Source organism: Amycolatopsis sp. WAC 01416, from assembly GCF_003947485.1.
Classification (GTDB): domain Bacteria; phylum Actinomycetota; class Actinomycetes; order Mycobacteriales; family Pseudonocardiaceae; genus Amycolatopsis.
Genome location: NZ_QHHX01000009.1, coordinates 48,856 through 68,871, shown reverse-complemented (window position 1 = coordinate 68,871; position 20,016 = coordinate 48,856). Strand labels below are relative to the sequence as shown.

Annotated in this window: 21 protein-coding genes; 9 read left to right on the top strand and 12 right to left on the bottom strand. The window is 68.7% G+C overall.

Annotated elements, in window-relative coordinates:
- The first annotated feature begins 36 nt into the window (after positions 1 to 36).
- A complete protein-coding gene (gene bla, locus DL990_RS29125) occupies positions 37 to 927 on the top strand; it encodes a class A beta-lactamase (RefSeq protein ID WP_125784693.1) in 891 nt (296 codons plus the stop codon).
- Positions 928 to 980: 53 nt separating this feature from the next.
- Here the strand turns inward: bla and DL990_RS29120 are convergent, their stop codons facing one another.
- The 3 genes from DL990_RS29120 to DL990_RS29110 form a co-directional block, all read right to left on the bottom strand.
- On the bottom strand, positions 981 to 2,855 hold the full coding sequence (locus tag DL990_RS29120) for a Calx-beta domain-containing protein (RefSeq protein ID WP_199746654.1): 1,875 nt from the start codon (positions 2,853 to 2,855) through the stop codon (positions 981 to 983).
- A gap of 343 nt (positions 2,856 to 3,198) precedes the next feature.
- Positions 3,199 to 3,420 carry a hypothetical protein gene (locus tag DL990_RS29115; RefSeq protein ID WP_125800570.1) on the bottom strand — a complete coding sequence of 74 codons (222 nt, stop codon included), beginning with the start codon at positions 3,418 to 3,420 and terminating at the stop codon, positions 3,199 to 3,201.
- A 69-nt stretch (positions 3,421 to 3,489) separates the two neighbouring features.
- Complete coding sequence (locus DL990_RS29110; RefSeq protein WP_125784697.1) at positions 3,490 to 3,966, bottom strand: MarR family winged helix-turn-helix transcriptional regulator; 477 nt, start codon at positions 3,964 to 3,966, stop codon at positions 3,490 to 3,492.
- A gap of 92 nt (positions 3,967 to 4,058) precedes the next feature.
- Between DL990_RS29110 and DL990_RS29105 the strand changes: the two genes are divergently transcribed.
- Both DL990_RS29105 and DL990_RS29100 read left to right on the top strand, forming a co-directional pair.
- Positions 4,059 to 4,484, top strand: coding sequence for a RidA family protein (locus tag DL990_RS29105; RefSeq protein ID WP_125800569.1), 426 nt, complete (start codon positions 4,059 to 4,061; stop codon positions 4,482 to 4,484).
- A gap of 76 nt (positions 4,485 to 4,560) precedes the next feature.
- Positions 4,561 to 4,956 carry an ATP-binding protein gene (locus DL990_RS29100; RefSeq protein WP_125800568.1) on the top strand — a complete coding sequence of 132 codons (396 nt, stop codon included), beginning with the start codon at positions 4,561 to 4,563 and terminating at the stop codon, positions 4,954 to 4,956.
- Positions 4,957 to 4,975: 19 nt separating this feature from the next.
- On the opposite strand, the gene DL990_RS29095 is transcribed toward DL990_RS29100, so the two are convergent.
- Together DL990_RS29095 and DL990_RS29090 are read right to left on the bottom strand one after the other, a co-directional pair.
- Complete coding sequence (locus DL990_RS29095; RefSeq protein ID WP_125800567.1) at positions 4,976 to 5,965, bottom strand: chlorophyllase; 990 nt, start codon at positions 5,963 to 5,965, stop codon at positions 4,976 to 4,978.
- 35 nt (positions 5,966 to 6,000) lie between these two features.
- Positions 6,001 to 6,903 (bottom strand): NmrA family NAD(P)-binding protein, encoded by a 903-nt coding sequence (locus DL990_RS29090; RefSeq protein WP_125784701.1) that lies wholly within the window; start codon positions 6,901 to 6,903, stop codon positions 6,001 to 6,003.
- Between the two features lie 97 nt (positions 6,904 to 7,000).
- Here DL990_RS29090 and DL990_RS29085 point away from each other — a divergent pair, with 97 nt between their 5' ends.
- Positions 7,001 to 7,555 (top strand): TetR/AcrR family transcriptional regulator, encoded by a 555-nt coding sequence (locus DL990_RS29085; RefSeq protein WP_125784702.1) that lies wholly within the window; start codon positions 7,001 to 7,003, stop codon positions 7,553 to 7,555.
- A gap of 44 nt (positions 7,556 to 7,599) precedes the next feature.
- Here the strand turns inward: DL990_RS29085 and DL990_RS29080 are convergent, their stop codons facing one another.
- Positions 7,600 to 11,295: a CARDB domain-containing protein gene (locus tag DL990_RS29080; RefSeq protein ID WP_233620608.1), complete on the bottom strand. Its 3,696-nt coding sequence runs from the start codon at positions 11,293 to 11,295 to the stop codon at positions 7,600 to 7,602.
- A 283-nt stretch (positions 11,296 to 11,578) separates the two neighbouring features.
- Between DL990_RS29080 and DL990_RS29075 the strand changes: the two genes are divergently transcribed.
- From DL990_RS29075 to DL990_RS41555, 4 genes are all read left to right on the top strand, one after another.
- A complete protein-coding gene (locus DL990_RS29075; RefSeq protein ID WP_125784703.1) occupies positions 11,579 to 11,923 on the top strand; it encodes a hypothetical protein in 345 nt (114 codons plus the stop codon).
- Positions 11,924 to 12,326: 403 nt separating this feature from the next.
- Positions 12,327 to 12,980: a trypsin-like serine protease gene (locus DL990_RS29070; protein ID WP_125784704.1), complete on the top strand. Its 654-nt coding sequence runs from the start codon at positions 12,327 to 12,329 to the stop codon at positions 12,978 to 12,980.
- A 2-nt stretch (positions 12,981 to 12,982) separates the two neighbouring features.
- Positions 12,983 to 13,969 (top strand): helix-turn-helix domain-containing protein, encoded by a 987-nt coding sequence (locus tag DL990_RS29065; RefSeq protein ID WP_125800566.1) that lies wholly within the window; start codon positions 12,983 to 12,985, stop codon positions 13,967 to 13,969.
- Positions 13,970 to 14,076: 107 nt separating this feature from the next.
- A complete protein-coding gene (locus DL990_RS41555) occupies positions 14,077 to 14,220 on the top strand; it encodes a hypothetical protein (RefSeq protein ID WP_199746653.1) in 144 nt (47 codons plus the stop codon).
- Here DL990_RS41555 and DL990_RS29060 read toward each other — a convergent pair.
- From DL990_RS29060 to DL990_RS29050, 3 genes are all read right to left on the bottom strand, one after another.
- Positions 14,210 to 14,440 carry a hypothetical protein gene (locus DL990_RS29060; RefSeq protein ID WP_125784706.1) on the bottom strand — a complete coding sequence of 77 codons (231 nt, stop codon included), beginning with the start codon at positions 14,438 to 14,440 and terminating at the stop codon, positions 14,210 to 14,212. The two genes, DL990_RS41555 and DL990_RS29060, sit on opposite strands and share 11 nt — an antisense overlap.
- Positions 14,441 to 14,495: 55 nt before the next feature.
- Positions 14,496 to 15,248 carry a trypsin-like serine protease gene (locus DL990_RS29055; protein ID WP_125800565.1) on the bottom strand — a complete coding sequence of 251 codons (753 nt, stop codon included), beginning with the start codon at positions 15,246 to 15,248 and terminating at the stop codon, positions 14,496 to 14,498.
- A gap of 75 nt (positions 15,249 to 15,323) precedes the next feature.
- On the bottom strand, positions 15,324 to 16,295 hold the full coding sequence (locus DL990_RS29050) for a LysR family transcriptional regulator (RefSeq protein ID WP_125784708.1): 972 nt from the start codon (positions 16,293 to 16,295) through the stop codon (positions 15,324 to 15,326).
- A 94-nt stretch (positions 16,296 to 16,389) separates the two neighbouring features.
- On the opposite strand from DL990_RS29050, the gene DL990_RS29045 reads away from it, so the two are divergent.
- On the top strand, positions 16,390 to 17,352 hold the full coding sequence (locus tag DL990_RS29045; RefSeq protein WP_125784709.1) for a M64 family metallopeptidase: 963 nt from the start codon (positions 16,390 to 16,392) through the stop codon (positions 17,350 to 17,352).
- Positions 17,353 to 17,358: 6 nt separating this feature from the next.
- Here the strand turns inward: DL990_RS29045 and DL990_RS29040 are convergent, their stop codons facing one another.
- Genes DL990_RS29040 through DL990_RS29030 form a run of 3 tightly spaced genes read right to left on the bottom strand, consistent with a single transcriptional unit; the run spans position 17,359 to position 19,839 of the window.
- Positions 17,359 to 17,823, bottom strand: a complete 465-nt coding sequence (locus DL990_RS29040) for an SRPBCC family protein (protein ID WP_125800564.1) — start codon at positions 17,821 to 17,823, stop codon at positions 17,359 to 17,361.
- A 59-nt stretch (positions 17,824 to 17,882) separates the two neighbouring features.
- Positions 17,883 to 18,773 (bottom strand): AraC family transcriptional regulator, encoded by an 891-nt coding sequence (locus tag DL990_RS29035; protein ID WP_125800563.1) that lies wholly within the window; start codon positions 18,771 to 18,773, stop codon positions 17,883 to 17,885.
- Positions 18,774 to 18,783: 10 nt separating this feature from the next.
- The gene (locus DL990_RS29030; RefSeq protein WP_125800562.1) at positions 18,784 to 19,839 is read right to left on the bottom strand and encodes an LLM class flavin-dependent oxidoreductase; all 1,056 of its coding nucleotides are present in this window, start codon (positions 19,837 to 19,839) and stop codon (positions 18,784 to 18,786) included.
- Between the last annotated feature and the right edge of the window lie 177 nt (positions 19,840 to 20,016).

Below are 20,016 nucleotides of genomic sequence, written 5' to 3'. Positions count from 1 at the left end.
GACTGCGGACATCGAACGATCTTGAAAGGAATCACCGTGTCCGTCACTTCTCGCCGCTGGGCCGCCCTGCTGGCGCTCTCGGTCGTGCCACTCGCCGCGTGCTCCACCCCCGCTCCCGCGCAGCCGCCCGCCGCCACTCCGGCCGTTTCGGTCGACCGAGCCGACTTCGAACAGCTCGAACGTGCTTTCGGCGCCCGTCTCGGGGTGTACGCGGTGGACACCGCGAACGGCCGCGAAGTCGCCTTCCGCGCCGACGAACGGTTCGCCTACGCCTCGACGCACAAGGTGTTCAGTGCCGGCGGCGTTCTGCAGCGGACGTCGATCGCCGACCTGGACCGCACGGTGACCTACGGCCAAAAGGACGTGGTCGTCAATTCGCCGGTCACGGAGAAGCACGTCGGCACGGGCTTGCCGCTGCGCGCCGTCATGGACGCGACCCTCCGGTACAGCGACAACACCGGCGGCAACCTGCTCTTCCGTGAACTCGGCGGCCCCGAAGGACTCAACGCGGTGCTGCGCGGCATCGGCGACACCACGAGCCACGCCGACCGGATCGAACCCGAACTCAACGACACCGCGCCCGGCGACCCTCGGGACACCAGCACGCCCCGCGCGCTCGCGGTGAGCCTGCGCGCCTTCGCCCTCGGCGACGCCCTCCCCGAGGACAAACGCAAGATCCTGGTCGACATGATGCGCGCCAGCACCACCGGCGACCAGAACATCCGGGCAGGCGTCCCCGGCTGGCCGGTCGCCGACAAGACCGGAACGGCGTCCTACGGGACGCGCAACGACATCGGGGTCGTGTGGCCGCCGAACCGGGCGCCGATCGTCATCTCGATCCTGACCGACCGGTCCGGCAAGGACGCGAAGATCGACAACAAACTCCTCGCGCAAGCCACCGCGGCCGTGGTCAAAGCCCTCCCCTGACCGAGCCCGCCGGGACGGACGAGGATCCGTCCGTCCCGGCGGGACTCACCGGCTCAGCGACGGCAGGGGTTGCCCGCCGGATGCGCCGAGGTTCCGTGCACGTCGGCCTGGGACTCCGCGAGCACGATCTTCGCGAGGGCGGTGTCCAGTGCCACGGCCTGCTGCTTCACCACGCCGTTCGCCACGGTCTGGCCGTTGAGCTTCAGCGAGCCGATGACCAGCGGAATGGTCAGCGGCGCCGAGCCCACCGTGATCGACTCACCGTTGATCTTCAACGAGGCGACGTTCGAACTGCCCGCCAGCACCGGGGCGAGCCCGCCCGGCGACGGCTGGCAGGTCGCGGTCGCCTGCGACTGGATCACGCCGAGTTCGACGGTCAGCCCGAGCGTGCTGATCACCGTCTTGTCGATCCTGGCCGACGCCAGCGCGCGATCGCCCGCGGCCGGGGCCGCCGACTGGTCGTCCGGCGTGAGATCGGTCGACGCGGTCAGCACCTTGGTGTCGACCTTGATCAGGCCGGCGTTGAGCGTCGCGGCGGCGACGGTGCTGCTGTCGTCGGCACAAGGCAGGTTCGCCGGGTTGGCCCGCGCCGCGGTCACCCCGAGGACGTTGGCCGCGGTGCCGGTGCAGGAGAAGACGCCGTCACGGTCGTCGTCGACGATCGTGCCGACCCCGGTCGCGTCGATGAGACCGGCGCCCGACGGGGCCGACAGGTTCACCGTGAACGTCTCGTTCAGCTCGTCGACGGTGTCCGGGTTGACCAGGACCGTCACCGGTCTGGTCGTCTGTCCCGGTGCGAACGTGACAGTCCCGTTCGCCGCCGCGTAGTCGGCGGGCGCCGTCGCGGTGCCGTTCGCTGTCGCGTACTGGACCGTCACCGGATTCGGGCTGGGACCGCCGAGCAGCGACACCGTGAACGTCGCCGGTACCTGCGCTCCCCCGGAGCCTTCGTTGACCGTCACGTCGTCGATGCTCAACCCGAGCACGCGCACGGTCGTGGTCTCGATGTACCCGCGCGACACACCGTCGACCTGGTAGTCGACGACGCACTGGTAGGTGCCGGGAGCGGCCCCTGCCGACGCCGTGATCGTCTCGGTGAACGTGGCGACGTCGCCGCTGGCCACCTTGACGCTGCCCGGGTCGTTGGTGACCGTGAGCTGCGGGTCGCAGCTGGTCACCTTCGGGGTCACGGTGACCTCGATGGACTTGATGCCGTCCAGGATGGCCTGGGAGACCTGACCGGCCGGGACGTTGTTCAGCAGTACACCGCCCGTGGCCGAGGTGATGGCGGTGGCCTGTCCCGTGGCGTCGAGGTTGCCGACGTTGACGGCGACCACGCGGATCTTCGCCGCCTGCAACGCCGCGATGGTCTGGGCCAGCGTGTGTCCGCCGCTCGGATCGTGCGAGGGCGCGTCACCGAACCAGGCGATGATGCGGGTGCCATCCGGCCGGAAGGCGACCGCGCCGGAGGCCAGCTGATAGAGAGCGTTCAGGTTCGCCTCCGGCGTGTCCCCGCCGCCCGATGCCGCCCACTGGTTGATCCCCGCCTGCACCGCGGCCGTGTCCCCGGTGATGCCCTGGTTGACCTTGAACGGCACCGAATCGGTGAAGTCCTTGTACTCGGCGACGCCGAACTGTGCGGTCGGCTGGGCGGCGAGCACGTCACCGGTGATGGCGCCGGCGTTCGACCGTACGTTGCCGATCGGCCCGCCCATGCTGCCCGTGGTGTCCGCGAGCAGGACGAGGTCGGGATTCGGCGGCACCGCCGAGGTCGTCACGTTCTTGGTCACGGTCGTGCTCTGCCCCGCGTCGAGGGTGAGGTCGACCGTGGCGGGGTCGACTCCCGGCGGGGCCGCGGCGGCGACCGCGGTGGACGCGAGCACCGCCGTGACGGCGGTCAGAACGACGAACAATGGTCTTCGCGACATGGACTTCCCTTTCGAGACCCGGCCGGAGCCGGAATTCCTGTGGGCTTCCTGGAACGACGGAAAGATCCGCATTTCGTTAACGCGGGCCCCGAACGGTCCATGTCAAGACGCTCAACGGGCTGTTACCGCGAATCCGGCCTACGCGGACAATGCCCGCGTTACGCCGACAAGCTGAAACTTTCCGGCTTCTCTCACTCTTCCGCCTGAGAGAAGCCGGAAATTCAAGTGTCTTCCGTGATCACGTCGCCGGACGAAAGCCGATTCCGCCCGGATTTCACGACGGAACAATCACCGAATGTCGTAACGTCGCCTGCTGATCGATACCCCGCCGAGACCTGAGGTTTCAGTACGAACACCGGATCTCCGCGTCATCGAGGCCGACGGTCGCCCCACCGTTGACCGGATCGGCGTAAATGGCGGTGGAGCAGTTCGATCGGTTCGACGGGAAACTGCTGAACGATTCGGCGATCCGCATCGTGGAACAGCCGTGGCAGGCGAAGAGCAGGCCGTTGTTTCCGTACGGATTCGATTCGTAACCGTCGGCCCAATGGGGCGTCACTGGCATGCGCCTTCTTGAACACGAGAGTTCCCCCCTTCGTGTTCGCGCGCACCATCGACCGCCTCGAAGTGAGACCTAGGCGAGATCGACCGGCCGTGTCCGCAATTTGGCGGCGATGCGGGCCAGCGCCTGCTGATCTTCCGCGGTCAAGGGGTCGAGGACGAGATCCCGCACCGAACGGACGTGCGTGGGCGCCGCCGCGGCCACGACTTCGTAGCCGTCGTCCGTGAGCACGGCGAGGGTGTACCGGCCGTCACTCGGGTCAGGGGTCCGCTCCACCCACCCTCGCTGCTCGAAGCGTTTGACCACATTGGACAGGCGCGAGAGCGAGCCGTTCGCGAGGTAGGCCAGTTCGCTCATCCGCAGTCGTCGCTCCGGGGCTTCGGAAATGTGACTGAGGGTCAGATATTCGAACAGCGTCAGCCCGGCGTCATGCTGTAACGGCGACTCCAGCCGCCCCGGCAGCAGGAGGACCAAAGAGACCAGCCCGGTCCAGGCCTCCTTTTCGGCAGGGGTCAGCCACAGTGCTTCGTCCGGGTCCGGGGTGGCCATGGCGGAACCTTACCCAGAACCAGACGACTTCACACGTGAAGTCAAATCGTGCTACGTTGACTTCAAGCATGAAGTCAACGAGAGGATCCACCATGACCCAGCCGGAGTTCTTCGCCACTCCCGGATACGGCGACCGGCAACTCGCCGAGATGCGCTACAGCCAGGCAGTGCGCGTCGGCGATCGCATCGAGATCTCGGGACAAGGGGGCTGGGACGACGACTTGAACTTCCCCGCGGACCTGGAGGAGGAAATCGTCCGGGCCTTCGAGAACGTCGAGCGGACCCTCGCCACCGCCGGCGCGACCTGGCGCGATGTGATCGCCGTGAACTCGTACCACGTCCCGGAGACGCCGGGTTTCATCGGCGAGGTCCACAACCGCGTGATGGTCGAGCAGTTCCGCGAGCGCATGGGCGACCGCGCGCCGATCTGGACGGAGATCGGCGTCCCCGCCCTCGGCGCGCCGAAGATGCGGGTCGAGATCAGGGTCACCGCGATCGCCGGACCATCCCGCGTGTGAACGCCACTCTCCTTGGGTATCCCGAGACTGCACCCATGCTCTTGGCCAAGCTGGGAAACCCGCTAAGGAGACACGCGTGGGTATCACGGGAACACGGCAGGCTTACGAATTCCCCGCCGGCATCGCCCCGCCGCTGGGAAAGGTAAGGGCCTGGCTGCGAGAGCAGCTCGGCGAGGTCGACCGCACCACCATCGCGGACACCGAACTGCTGACCACCGAACTGGTCACCAACGCGCACGAACACGCGAACGGCGTCTGCGAACTCAGGGTCTCCCTGCCCTCGGACAGGGACGTCGTCCGCGTGGAAGTCGACGACCACCGCCCGCTCCTGCGGCCGCGCCGCGTGACCGAACGGGATCCGACAAGCCCCCGTGGGCGAGGGTTGGCGCTGGTCGAGGCGATCAGCGCACAGTGGGGCGTGAACACCGGCACCGAATACAAAACGGTGTGGGCCGAGATCCCGATGCTCTGACGAACCGGATCACCTTACTTCAATCCTTCGCCTCGACCCGGCCGAGCGGATCCGGCGCCGCGGCCAGCTCCTCGCACGCCACCCGCCAGGCGCTGTCTCCCGGGTAAAGCTCGGAGCGAAGGTACGCCCAGGTGAGGCGCTGCACCGCGGCCACACGCTCGGGGTTCTCGTCCGTCGTCTCGGCGACGTCGTAGCCGGACACCCCGCCGAGCCCATGCTCCGCGTCGACCAGGGTGAGGAGCGTCTTGCGGCCCGGCGAAAGGAAGTACGGGTCGGTATGCCATTCCGGACCGCGAACCGTCAGATGGGTCGAGGCGTCCTTCTCCCCCGCGACGACGAGCGCGGGCGTCGTCATCGCGGAGAAGTCGGTGCTGAGGAAGAACGTGTAGTTCTCGGCCACGAATTCGGTGACGGCGTCGCCACCGCGGCCGGGTGCGGCGAGCAGGACACCGGCCGAGATCCGGGGCTCGGCGAGGTCGATCTCCTCACCGCCGCGGGGATCGGTGTACCGCGCGCCCAGCAGAAGGCTCGCGGTGTGCCCGCCCATCGAGTGCCCGGCCACGGCGATCCTGGCCCGATCCAGCCGACCACGCAGGAAGGGGACGACGTCCTCGATCTCGTCGAGCCGGTCGAGGATCCGGATCATGTCCTCGGCCCTGGACCGTTGGTACAGCGGCGCTTCCGGGTCGCCGGACGGCAGGTTCAGTGTCCGCGAGCTCAGATGCGTGGGCTGAATGACGACGAAGCCGTGCGCCGCCCAGTAGTTCACGAGCGGGGCGTAGCCGTTCAGCGACGAGAGATGGTTCGACGGGCCCTGACCGTGCGACAGCAGGATGACCGGCAACTCGCTTCCGGTCGTCGGCGCGGAGAGCCGCAGCCGCAGGTCCACGGCCCGATCCGGCGTCGGAAGGACCACCGGGGCGATCGAGAGGACAGGTGTGGCGCTCATGGTGAGTCTTCCCCTTTGCGTGACGGCGCCGCGATAAGCGGAGCACTGTTCCACAAACATACGGAGCAGCGTTCCGCTTTGTCAAACGATCACCTCTACGCGAGGTACTTCCGTGCCCAGGCGGCGAAGTCGGTGAGCGGAACGCCGAGCTCTCGCGCGTATCGCGGCCGCCCCGGCTGGCCGACCACGTTCAGCCACTCGTGCGAGGCGCCCATCGGCGGCATCCCGGCCGCGACCGCCTGCTCCACGGTCATGTCCGGGGCGGGCAGCCGCGTGCCCAGCACATCGGAAAGGACCTCGGCGATCTCCGCCATGGTCAGGAAGTCGCTCGCGAGCTCGAGTTCGACGCCAGAGAACCGCTCCGGTTCGGCGATGGCCGCGGCGGCCGCGGTGCCGATGTCGTCGACGGCGGCCAGCGAGAGGGAAGTCGACGGCTTGATGACGCTCACCAGGCCGCCGCCGACCCCGCGCGGGAACAGGAACTTCATGTCGGGCAGGAAGTTCTCCATGAAGAAGCCCGGCTTGAGCAAGGTCCACCGCGGAAAGCCCGCCTCGCGGAGACGGTCCTGGATCGCCGCCTTGGCGCCCAGCGTGGGCTCCATCGAACTCCAGCGCCCTTCGGCCCATCCGTCCGCGTCCACGTGCTGACCGGCTCCCGAAACCGAGGTGTGCACGAACTGAGGCACGCCGGCCGCTTTCGCGGCTTCGATGAGATTGACGCCTTGAGTCACCTCCCCGACGAAATCGAACCCTTCCGCGCTCACGCCGGGCATCTGCACCGAGAAGACGGCGCGGGCCCCCTTGGCCGCCCGGATCACGGAATCGATGTCGTGCAGATCGCCGACGACGAGTTCGGCGCCGAGCGCCTCGACGGCCTTCGCCTTGGCCGGGTCACGCACCAGCGCGCGGACGGGAACACCGGCGGCGAGCAGGGCACGGGCGGTCGCACCGCCCTGCCTGCCGGTGGCGCCGGTGACCAAAACGGGTGCTGAGGACATGTTCGCTCCTTCGGAAAGCTAAGTGGCGGGGCCCGCCACTTATCGTCCGCTACCATATGGCGGGGCCCGCCACTTACGCAAACGCCGAGGTGAAGACATGTCCGACGGCCAACGCGCCGACGCACGGCGCAATTACGCGCGTATCCTCGCGGTGGCCGAGGAGGAGGTGGCGGCCCACGGCTCCAGTGCCTCCTTGGAGCAGATCGCACGCACCGCCAACGTCGGCTCGGCGACCGTCCGCCGCCACTTCCCCACCCGCCGGGCCCTGCTGGAAGCGGTCTCCGCGAAACGGATCGCGGCGCTGTGCGCCCGCGCCGCCGAACTGACCGGCGAGGGCGACAGCCGGAAGGCACTCCTGACCTGGCTCGACGAGGTCGTCACCTACTGCGTCGCCGCCCGTGGCCTGGCGGCCGCACTCGCCTACGACGGCCCGACCCACGAGAACTCCTGTTCCGCCGCCATCGAGGACGCCGGAAGCCCGCTGCTCCGTCAAGCCGCCCAGGACGGCGTGGTGGCGCCGGAGGTCACCGTCGCGGATCTGATCACGATGATCGTCGGCATCGTCCTGGCGACCGAGCACCACCCGGATCCGGCCGCACAGGCGAACCGGCTGTTCCGGCTGGCCGTGGCGGGTTTGAGCCCCCGGACGTGAAAGCGGCCGGAGCGGTCGCCCGCTCCGGCCGCTGACGACTTTCCTTACCTCGTACCGCGGCGGCCCGAGGAGACCACCGCCGGCACCGGTCCGCCGTTGATCACGAACTGCGATCCCGGCTCACGGACGACGTCGCCGCCCGCCGAATTCGTGATCGTCACGTTCGTCAAGGTCGCGCTGCCGCGGGCGCCACTCATCGCGAGGATGCCTGCCCCGTTGTTCGACTTGTCGATCTTCACGTTCGTGACGGCCGCGGTCACGACTCCGCCACCCGTCTTGAACTGGATACCGTCGTAGGTCGAGTCGTGGATCTCCGTATCCCGCACCACGACCCCGGGAATGTCCTTGCCCTGCGCGAAGAACGTGATCGCGCCGAACTCCTGCTGCTCGCCCCAGAACACGCCGCCGCAGCGGTACAGGGCGTTGTTCGCGATGAGCGTCTGCCCGGAGAACGGCAGCGGATCATGATCCGTCGCCAGCATGATGCCCGGATAGTTCATCGTGTCGTGGACGACGTTGTTCTCGATCTTGTTGCCGTAGCCGCCGTAGATCGCGATCCCGTTGGCACGCCAGGGAAGCTGGATCGTGTTGTTGGCGAACACGTTGTCGTGCGCGATGTCCTGCGACGGGTCCTTCACGTACTGGTTCGCCCACACCGCGAGCGAGTCGTCACCGGTGGTGCGGAACGACGAGTTGAACACCTTCGAGTTCCGGGTGCCGTTGGTGAAGTTGATGCCGTCGGCATAGGTGTTCCGGATCCGCATACCGCTGAACTCGAGACCGTCGCCCGGGCCCCAGAGCGCCGGGAGGTTGGTGTAGTCCCGGCCGACCCACGCACCCACGTTGGCGTGCTCGATCCACACGTTCGAGATCTTCGTGCCGGTGCCGAACCGGCCGTTGAGACCGACGCCGCCTTCCGCGCCGCCGTCGCCGCCGCGGATCCGGCCGGAACCGAAGATGGCGATGTCGGAGATCTGCGTGTTCTTGTCGATGTCGAACCCGAAATTGCCTTCGTGCGGATGGTTGATACCGCCCGCGTTCTGCGGCTCCGTCAGCGAGTACAGCTGCGAATGCCACATTCCGGCGCCGCGGATCGTCACGTTGGAGATGCCGATCTGGTTGTACTGGCCGCCGCCGTTGGGCACGTTCGGGTCGTCGGTCAGGATCTTCTTCTCCTGCCGCCACTGCCCCGCCGGGATCCAGACACAGCCGATCACGCCGTTCTGGTCGTCGGTCACCGCGCGCTGGACCGCCGCCGAATCGTCGTTCCCGTCGTTCGGCACCGCGCCGTACTCCGTGATCGACGTGCAGTTCGCGGGCTTCGCCGACGCCGGGGCGACCTGCTCCAGATCGATGAGGTCGACGATGTAGAACGCCGCGTTGTCACCGCTGTCCCGCTGCAGCTTGAACTTCGTGCCCGGCGGATACGACTGCGACAGCAGCGCGTGCGACTCGTCGAACAGCCGCCGCGCGTTGGCCTGCGGGGTGTTGGTCAGGCCTTCGGGATCGTCGGTGCTGCCGTAGAGCCAGCTGTGCTTGGACGACAGCGTCAGTTTCTGCGCGAACGTCCCGTTGACGTACAGGCTGATCGTCGCGTCCTGTCCGCCACCGCCGGGAGCGTCGGGGATGGAGTTGCGCACGACGATGGAGTTCGCCTGGTTCGCCGACGTGAACTCCACGTACTGACCCTGATTCGCCAGCCGCACGGATTCGCGGCCGGAGGACTCGGTCGCGAAGTTCGTGTGGCCGAAGGTGCGCAGCGGATCCGCCACCAGCAGTTCTCCTTGGTACTGCGCGGTTTCCGCCTCGTACTCGACGTACGGGACCGCCGCGCCGCGGCCAACCACGATCGCCCGCGAGAGGGCGTTGTTGGCCTCGTTGGTCTCCGTGACCGTGCCGGTCGCGTCGGCCGTCGCGGTCAGGGTCGCGCCTCCGTCCGCGGCGGTCCACGTGCCCGAGATCGCGACGTTCGCGGTGGCTCCCGCCTCGATCGCGCCGGTGGCGCCGGTCAGCGTGGTGCCGCCGACGGCCAGCCGGGTCACCGAGGCGCCCGCGCCGCTCGTGCCGCGGTTGTGCACCGCGACGGTGAACGACACCGCCGAACCGGCCGACGGGTTCGGCGGGTTCGAGGTGATGCCGGCGACCTCGAGGTCGGGACCCGGCGACTGCGCGACGACCAGCGGCGTCGGCGAGGTGTAGGTGTTGTCGGTTTCGTTCTGCTCGGCCACTGAGCCTGCCGGGTCGACGGTGGCGGCCACGGTATACGTGCCCTGCGGCCGCGTCCCCGCGTCGACCGTCACCGTGGTGGACGCGCCTGCCGCGAGAGCACCGACCGCCGCTTCGCCGACGACGGTGCCGCCGAGGGCGGCGTTCACGGTCGTCGCGCCCGCGTTCGCGGTGCCGATGTTCTTCACCGTCGCCGACACGGCGACCTTGCTGGTCTCCGTCGGGTCGGCGGGCGTCCAGCTCGTGCCCGTGACGACCAGGTTCGGATTCGGCGCCGGAGTGCCGATCACCTGGAACTCCGCGACCTGGCCGCCTGGCGCACCGGAGTTGGCGAAGAACTGCAAGCGCACGTCCGACGCACGCCCGCTGACCGGGATGACCACCGAGTTCTGGTTGGTGGCCGGGTCGAAGCGGTGATCCGCCCGCGCCGACAGGGCGGTGAACGCGGTGGCGCCCTGCGCGCGGCCGAGAATCTCGAAGTTCTGCGTCCGCGCGCCCCAGATCGCGTCCGGATTGAGTTTCACGACGACCGAGTCGACGTCCGCGTCGGTCCCGAGCTTCACCGTCAGCGAGTTCGGATAGCCCGCGGCGGATTCCCAGTACGTCGCGGTGTTGTTGTCGTTGGCGTTGGCGGGAACGAACGAGTGGACCGCCGAGGTGGCCTCGATCGGTTTGCCCGCCGCCAGGTTCGCGCCCGCGCTCGTCCCGGAGCGCACGACGTGGTTGCTGTCGCCGGATTCGTTGCCTGCCGCGTCCTTGGCGCGCACGAAATACTCGACCCGCGTCCCGGTGGGCCTGCCCTCGGTGAAGGTGGTGCCGGTGATCGTGGTGACCGGCGTGCCGTCGCGGTAGACGGTGTAGCCGGTGACCCCGACGTTGTCGGCCGAGGCCGCCCAGCTCAGCCGGATCTGCCCGGCGGCGGGCTCGGTCAGCGCGAGGTTCGCGGGCGCGCTCGGCGCCTGCGTGTCACCGGTGTCCGGCCCGTACAGCTCGAACTCCGCGAGCTGCGCGGCCGGCCATCGCGTGTTCGCGGTGACTTGCAGACGCACGTAGCGGGCCGACGCGGTCATCGGGATCGTGACCGTGTTCGAGCCGGGGGTGAACGTGTAGCCGACCGGCGCGGCGAGGTCGGTGAACGCCGCGCCGTCGGTGCTCCCGCGCACGGCCAGCGTCTGTGTCCGGGATTCCCAGCCCGACGGCAGTTTCAGCACGATCCGCGAGAGGGTTTTGGCCGTGCCGAGGTCGGCCTGGATCCACTGCGGGAACGCGTTGCTGGCGGATTCCCAGTAGCTCTCCTGATTTCCGTCGACGGCGTTCGCCACGGGGTAACCCGGCAGCGCGCTGCTCGCCGACACCGTGCGGGTCAACGGCACCTCGGCGAGCGCGGCGGGACCTGGTGGGGCGGCGGGATCGGGAGGTGGCCCGCTCGCGGCGGAAGCGAGGGAGAGTCCGGCGACGGAAAGCCCCGTGACCAGGAAACCGGCGATGAGCCGGGACAGGCGCATACGTGTCATGGCGTCTTCTCTTCTTTGAGACGGCGGGGAGGGAGCCAGAGCCGTACGAGCATGCAACAAACCGGGGACAGGATGCAAGAAGTTGACACGTTTCAGAAATTTTGCGACTACCCACCTTGTGGGCTGGCCTGATGAGCCAGTCAGGTGTGCTATTCAGCCTACGAGCGTTCACCGGTTCTGGGCTTATTTCTTATGCAACAACGGAATGTGAGTTGCGTGTTCCGCTGACTCAGAGTACGGCTGTACACTCAAATCAGGCAATCCGCGTGGAGGTCGATTCCTGATGGACGTGACGAAAACCCTGAAGTCCGCGCTCACCGGGACGACAAGCGAGTCGAGGTCCGCCGTCCGGGAGCTGCGACGGGAGACCGAGGACCTCGTGGCCCGACGAGCGGGCAGGACGGCGAACCGGCTGACCGAACTCGGCGAGCACCTCGCCGATCTGGTCCTGGTCTCCGGGAGCAGGCTCGCGGGACTCGCCGATCGGCACAGCAAGCCCGTGGGCGAGGGCGTGCGACGGGAAGCGGGCCGGATCGGCGATTCGGTGGAGCGGCTGTCCGCCACGCTTTCGGACCGGGCCATTCTCCTCGCCGAGGAACTACTCGATCCCAAGCCCCGTCGTCGATGACCAGCGAGGTCCGTGAAGGCCTCCTTGAGGGACTCTGGGTCCCTCAAGGAGGCCTTCACGGAACTACGGCGAGCCTTGAGACGCTGGTGAAGCGTCGCCGTAGCTCGTTCGGTGCGCCCAATGTGGCATTGGGGTCGCCGAGCGTCCCCAATGCCACATTGGGCGCACCTGGCCCAGGCCCCAGCCGCCTTCCGTGACACATCGGTGCCATCGGCACTACCGTGCCGAAAGCCCAGGTCCGGTGCGGCCTTATCCCGTCTTTAGTCGCTATCGACCGCCGTATCCGCCTGCCTAGCATGGGAAAACCGGTAACGGATCCGGCCGGGCGATCCCTGGTGATCCGCCGCGGCCGTGAACGGGTGATCCGTCGCTTTCCCCGATTCCCCTGCATTGGAAGGCACCCATGCGCATCCGAGTTCTCCTCACCGCCCTGCTGTGCGCGGCCGGGCTCACGACGGTCGCTCCGGCCGTCGGCGCCGCCCCCATCATCGACGGCGAATACGCCCAATCCGGCCCGTGGGCGGCCATGATCGAACAGAACGGCCGGCAGTGGTGCTCCGGTTCGATCATCGGCGCCCGCTGGGTGCTCACCGCCGAGCACTGCGTCGACGAGCCTGGCGCCGAATACTCGGTCCGGGTGGGCGATGTCGACCACCAGGCCGGGACGTACGCCGTGGTGGCCGACATCTACACGCCGTCCAGCGGCGCCGACATCGCGCTGCTGCGGCTCGACCGCTCGGTGAGCACGACCTATGCGTCCCTTGGCACCTCCGTCGCCGTCGGAGACACCGAATACGTTTATGGCTGGGGTTACAACGAAGACGGCGACCTGCAGCGCTACCTCAAGGTCGCCCGGATGACGGTGACCAGTGTCGGGAATGGACTGATCAAGGCACGCCGGGGCAACGGACTGACCAACGGCGGCGACTCGGGCGGGCCGGTTTTCGTCGGTGGCAAGCAGGTCGGCGTGCACATCGCCGGCAACAAGGTGGACAGCTCGACGCACACCGCGATCTCGGCGAACCGCACCTGGATCCGCAACACTTCGGGCATCTAAGCGTGTCCTCGGACGGGCTCGCCGCACAGCTGATCAGACTCGGCGTCGGCGAGACCGCCGCCCGGACCTATCTCCAGATGCTCGAGTCCGCGCCCGTCACCGCCGAGGGCCTGGTCTGCCGGGAGGACGACGCGGAGACGGTCCGGCTGGCACTGAAAGAGCTGGCCGACGCCGGACTCGCCGTGCCGTCCGGAGTGGACGGGGCCGAGTTCCTCCCCGCGAACCCGAGCGAAGCGCTGACGGCGCTGACCACGCGGCGGCAAGCCGAGCTCCACGACGCGCGGCTCGCGGTCCAGACCGCGTATCGCGTCTTCCGCCGGGCGCATTCGGGGATGCCGAACGCGCAGGACCTGTTCGAAGTGGTCACCGGCGACGCCATCATCCCCCGCCTGCGGCAGCTCGCGACCACGGTGCGGCATCAGGTGCGCCGTCTCGATTCCCCGCCCTACTTCACCGGTGGCCGCCGGAATCTGCTGGAGGAGGAGCAACTGCGGCGCGGGATCACCTACCGCTGTGTCTACAGTGGAGCGTCGTTCGGCAATCCCGGTTATCTCGCCGAGAACATCCTGCCGTGCCTTCGGGCGGGCGAACAGGCACGCCTCCTGCCTGAGCTCCCGGTGAAACTGACGCTCTTCGACGACCGTGCGGCCACCATCGCCTTGACCATCCGCGAGGCCGATCGCAACCAGTCCATCGTCGTCGTGCGCCCGTGCAGCCTCTTCTCCGCGCTGGAGGGACTGTTCGAAACGTCCTGGGCCGCGGCGCTCCCGCTCGACCGGCAAGGACGAATGGCCGAGCAGCCGATCCGGCCGATCGAGCGGCAGCTGCTGATCCTGCTCGCCGCCGGGCTCAAGGACGACGAGATCGCCGCCTCGCTCGGCGTCAGCAGGCGCACCCTGTTCCGCTACCTCGAAACCCTGATGGATCGGGCGGGCGTCTCCAGCAGGTTTCAGCTGGGGGTGTTCGCCGCCCACAACGGCTGGCTCTGACGACCCACGCGAGCAGTCCTCACCCGGATGGGGTCACCCGGGCAGCTCATCCCCGCTGCGAAGAACGCGCGGACGACGGAAGGTGATCTTGAAGGGAGGGCGGCACCATGGGCAATCACCGACAGCACCACCGTCCGCACCACGGCACCGCGTCGCTCCGGATCGCCACCGCCGGTCTGCGGGTGTTCGCGGTCGTCGTCGCGGTCGCGGCCTGCGCCTGGCTCGCGCTCTGGCTCGCGTTCACCCTCTGAGTCCCGCCGGTCCCGGCTGGGCTTCCGGCGGGCTCTCGGGTTCCGGGACCGGGCGGTCCGGCCCCGGATCGGGGAGCCGTTCGGGCACCCCGGGGTCCGGGACCGGCTCTGGCCTGCCAGGGTCCGGCACCGGTTCGGGGATCCCGGGTTCGGGCATCCCGGGATCCGGCGGCATGGGGTCCGGCGGCGCCGGAGGCGCGGTCATTCGAGCACTCGTCATCGCACTACCTCCTGCTCACGCCACTACCCGATCCGCCACCGGCCAAAACGGCCCGCTAGCCCGTGTGAGTGACGATCCAGTCCGCGATGACGTCCGCGCGAGAGGTCGTCTCGATCCCGGCGTGCGGGCAATTCGGCCCGGTGGCCTCCAGCGAGACCAAGACGCCGCTCTTGCCTCCCGGGACGAAGTACGGCGCGCCCGAGTCGTAGGTGCAGGCGCTGGTCGTGATCGAGGGCGCCGCACCGCGGACACCGATCGTCGCCGGGGCCACCGTCGCCACCTGGACGGTGCCTTGCTGCATCCGGGTCGCGGGAGCGGGATTCGTGGCGGTCAAACTGCCCCAGCCCGCCAACGTCAGCTGCTGGCCGATCTTCGGCAGCACCCGGTTCACCGTCAGCGGGGTCACGGTGGTCACCGGGGTGTCCAGCTTGATGAGAGCGACGTCGTTTTCCTTCGCCTGCAGCACTTCGGTCGCCTTGCGGGCCACGCCTGATTCGGTCGCTTCGTCGACAAGGCCCAGCGTCACCATCGTCGGATACGGCACCTTGCCCGCGACCCGCTTGCGGTGCGCGTCGTGGAAGCAGTGCCCGGTGGTGACGACCCAGCCGGGTGCGATCAGCGCACCCGTGCAGTAACTGGTGTAGGTCGAGCCGTCCGGGCGGGGGATCTTCGTCATCGCGATCTTCGCGACGAACCCGAACTGCCCGAGTGGGACATCGGTGCCGTGGGCGACGTCCGGCGCGGCAAGCGCGGCCGGAGCGGTGGTGATGGTCAGGACAGCAGCGGCCAGCAGGGCGCGCAGACGCAATTTCTTACCCTTCGTCGATGAGGTGATCCGAGGCTAGGACCCACTGCCCGACAAGGGGAATTCCCCGACCAGGTGTCACCCGATGGCACGCCGTGCGACTGGTTCACCGCGGCGGGCGAGCCAGTGGCGATAGGTGAGGCTGCTTTCGGTGTCGGACCGGTAAGCCGCCTCGGCCGCGGCGATCAAGGCATCGCTGTTCCCGCCGAAGGCACCGTCGACACTCCAGGCGATCAGATATCGCATCCACAACGGATCTCCCGTCAGCGCGCGGATCGCGATTCCCGGCGAGGCGGGAAAGGTGACCTGACAAGGAGAAATCGCCCGGCCCGCCGCGATCAGGCGTTGCAGGGGCCGCAGTTCCGTGCTCCGGTGCGCGACCTTCGGCCGGAATCCGGCCCGCGCACAGGCTTCCTCGAAGCACTCCGGCCAGCCTGCCCCGTCGGACGGTCCGAGCACCCAGCGTTCCCCGGCGAGATCGGCGAGGTCGATCTCGCCGTGCCGGGTGGCCGGATGGTCCGCGGCGATCGCCACGAACACCGGTTGCGTGGCGATCGGCCGCGAGACCGCACCCGGCGCGGACGGCAGGACGTGCCCGGGATAGTCGGCGACGACGGCGGCGTCGAGCTGTCCGCAGGCCACGAGATCCAGCAGCCGCGACGGCGAGAACTCGGTGGTCACCGAAACCGCTTGCCCCCGGCCGGAATCGCCGAGCCGGTCCGCCAGTTCGACGACCATCGATCCGCCGATCCCACCCAGCGCGACAGGGCGTTCTTCGCCTTCCGCCAGCCAGCGTCCCGCGTCCCGGTGCATCGTGTCCGCCGCGGCGAGGACCGCCCGCGCGCGGCCGAGCACGCATTCGCCGAACGCCGTCGGGAAGACGCCGTCCCGCCCACGGACGAACAGGGTTCCGCCGAACGCGCGCTCGATCCGTTGCACGGCGGCGGTCAGCGCGGGCTGGGTGCTCCCGATCGCGATCGCCGCGCGCGTGATGCTGCCCGCGTCGGCGACGGCGCACACCACGCGCAGGTGACGTAACTCGACGTCCATCACGCGGACCTTATGGCCACTTGGGATGTGCCGGAAGCCGTCGAAAGTCGGGATCGTTTTTCGTACTCCCCCAACCTCCCCGCAAGGAGTACGCATGCGACGCGCCTGTCTCGTGTTCGCGCTGACCGCCACCCTCGCCGCCGCACTCGTTCCCGCGACGGCGTCGGCGGCTCCCCGGTTCACGACGTCGATGGAGGCCTTCGAACCAGGAGGAACCATCACCCGGGTGGACGTCACCCGGCCCGCTTCGGACAGAACCGCCGCGCCGCAGCAGATCGCGAGCGCCGCCGCGGTGACCCCGATCGAGACCAACGGCCCGAGCGAGACCACCTTCGACCTGGTCTTCGTCGGTGACGGCTACACCTCGACCCAGCTGGGCACGTACTCGCAGCACGTCCGCTCCAGCATCGCGGCGCTGTTCGCCATCGAGCCGTACAAGAGCTACCGCAAGCAGTTCAACCTCTGGCAGGTCGACGTGGTGTCACCCCAGTCCGGCATCACCAACGACCCGACGCAGGGGATCCGGCGCAACACCGCGCTGGGCTCGTACTTCTGGTGCGGCGGCATCGAACGGCTGTTGTGCGTCAACGAAACCAAGGCGAACCAGTACGCCGCGGCCGCGCCGGACGTCGATCAGGTCATCATGCTGGCGAACACCACGAAGTACGGCGGCGCCGGCGGCGGGGTCGCGACCTCCTCGGGCGGCAACATCCAGGCCAGTCAGATCGTCGCCCACGAACTCGGGCACTCCATCGGCGGGCTCGCCGACGAATACGACTACGGCACCTGCGACGCCCGCGAACCCCGGGAGCCCAACGCTTCCGCGCTCACGGCCGCGCAGATGCGGGACCGCCGCGCCAAGTGGTACACCTGGCTCGGCAAGCCCTCCCCCGACGGCGGCACGGTCGGCGCCTTCGAAGGATCCCGCTACTGCAAGACCGGGATGTACCGCCCCAGCGTGAACTCGCTGATGCGCACTCTCGGTCAGCCCTTCAACCCGCCGAGTACCGAAGCGATGATCGCGGGCTTCCACCGCGAAGCCGCTCATCGGCACTGATCCTCGTCATGGCCTCTCGGCCGGGCCGCCGGCGTGGTCGGCGAGCCCGGTCGCCATGTCCCGCATGAAGCGGCGGAGGTACCACCGGAAGATCCACGCGTTTCCCTTGCCCACGCGATACGTTCCGTGCCAACGGATCCGCGTTCCCCCGCCGGGCATTTCGCTCAACTCGACCGAGGCCCGGTAATCGATCATCACCGGGACGTCCACCCCCTCATAGGCGAACCGGCGTTCGGGGTCGAGGGCGGTGATCCGCTCCTTGGTGACCGTCTTGCCAGTGCGGAAGGCGCGGACCGCACCGACACCGTCGCGCCCGTCGGCGGAAAGTCCTTGCGACGCGGCGACTTCCAGTGACCCCACCCGTGACCAGACCGGCCAGCTGCGGGCGTCCAGCAACAGTGCCCACACCGCGTCGGGCGGCGCGGGCGATTCGGCGGTGACGTCGTACGACTGCGTTCCAGAACTACTCACCCGGCTCACCCTAGGAACGGGCGGCCGGGGTCACCATGTGCGGGATTGCGGGGCGGCGATCAGGAATTGCGGTAGTCCGAGGGGCGCGATCCGGTGTGCCGCAGGAAAGCCGCCGACAAGGCGCCGGGAGTGGCGAATCCGCATCTCTCCGCGATCCGCGCGATCGGAAGATCGGTGACGCGCAGCAGCCTTCGCGCCTCCTCGATACGGAGCCCGCCGAGAAACCGATGCGGTGTCTCGCCGGTCTTCTCCTTGAAGACCCGGATGAAGTGGTAGACGCTGAGATGCACTTCTCCGGCGATTTCGGCGACGCTGAGCGGGTCGCCCAGCCGGTCACGCATCATCACGACGGCGGCGCGGACCCGTTCGTCCTCCCGGCCGGCACTCGGCGGGTCCGGTTTCCGCGCGTGGCGCGTGAGCAGGTGCACGGTGAGGAAGGCGGCCGCGGATTCGGCGTAGAGGTCGTCGTTCTCCCTCGCGTTCCCGACGGCCCGGACCAGCTCGTCGAGCAACGGATCTCCGCCGGCCACGGACGCCGCCATCGCCTCGTGGTCCACCGCATGTCCGCCCAGCCGCGCGGCGACCGATTCCACCGTGGGGCCCGGGAGGTGCACCTGCAGGCTGCGCATCGACTCGTCCCCGCGGTAGCGGCGCAGGACCGGCCTGCCGGGAACGGCGAGTTCGAGCCGCCCCGGCCCCCAGTGGTGGCGGTTCCACCGGCCTTCGCCGCGGGTCTCCATCACCGCCCGCCCCGAAAGCGGCAGAACCAGATGCAGATCCGCGACGGCGGGCAGCCGCAGGTCCTCGGCGACCGGAACGTGCTCGAACCGCTGGACGAGCAGCGACTCCCAGCCGGAATCCTCCCAGCTGCAATAGGTCCGCCGGACATAACGGGACATGTCGAACCCGGTGTACGGCTGAAGGTCGAATCGCTCGGAATCGAACACCACGGTTTCGAGGCTAGCCGAGCAGCTCCTTCACGCGCGGGATGACCTGCTCGCCGTAAAGCCGGATCGAGCTCAGGCGTTGCTCGTGCGGAAGCGCGCCGACGCTGTACTTGAGCTGGAATCGCGACAGACCGAGGGTCCGCACCGCCCAGGCGATCTTCTGCGCGACGGTTTCGGGAGAGCCGACGAAGAGCGCGCCGCGCGACCCGGCCATGGCGTCGTAGTCGGCATGGGACATCGGGCCCCAGCCCCGTTCGGCGCCGATCTTGGCGAAGGCGGCCTGGTGATGCGCGAAATGCTGGGCGACGGCCAGTTCGTCGGTCTCGGCGATGTGACCAGGGCTGTGCATCGAGATCGGCAGCTCCTGGTGACCCGCCTCCTTCACCGCGCGCCGGTACAGGTCCGCGAGCGGGGTGAACCGCTCCGGCGACCCGCCGATCACGGCCATCACCAGCGGCAGGCCGTACGCGGCCGCGCGAACCACCGACTGCGGGGTCCCGCCGACGCCGACCCAGGCGGGCAGCCTGCCCGATTCGGTGACCGGGAACGCCTGCGCGCCTTCCAGCGCGGGGCGGACGGTCCCGGACCAGTCGACCGGCTTCTCCCCCTGCAACTGGGTGAACAGGTCGAGTTTCTCGGCGAAGAGCACCTCGTAGTCGTCCAGCGAATACCCGAACAGCGGGAACGACTCGGTGAACGAACCCCGGCCGAGTGTGACTTCGGCGCGGCCACGGGAAACGGCGTCCAGCGTGGCGAACCGCTCGTACACGCGCACCGGGTCGTCCGAGCTGAGCACCGTGACGGCCGTGCCCAGCCGGAGCCGTTCGGTCTGCCCCGCGCCCTCGGCCAGCACGACGTCCGGCGAGGACACCGCCATCTCCGCGCGGTGATGTTCGCCGACGCCGAAGTAGTCCACGCCCACCTGGTCGGCGAGGACGCCTTCGGCCACGACCTGACGGATGGCTTCGGCCTGGCTAACCGGCTGGCCGTCCGCGCCGTTCTCGACGTCGCCGAACGTGTCCAGGCCGAAAGTCGGCTCTTGCCGGGTGCCCAGGATCTCGTAACCCATGTCCAACTCCTCAAGTAGTTGAACGCTCAAACGTCGGGTCGGGTGATCGTATTCCGCGCCGGTCCGGGGACTGCCGCGGTCTCGTAGTCGCCGTTCGGTCCGGGTGGTCGTGAGTGGCGATTCGGGTTCTAACCCGAATCGCTACTCACGACCCCGCCGACCGACGCTTTCCGGCGC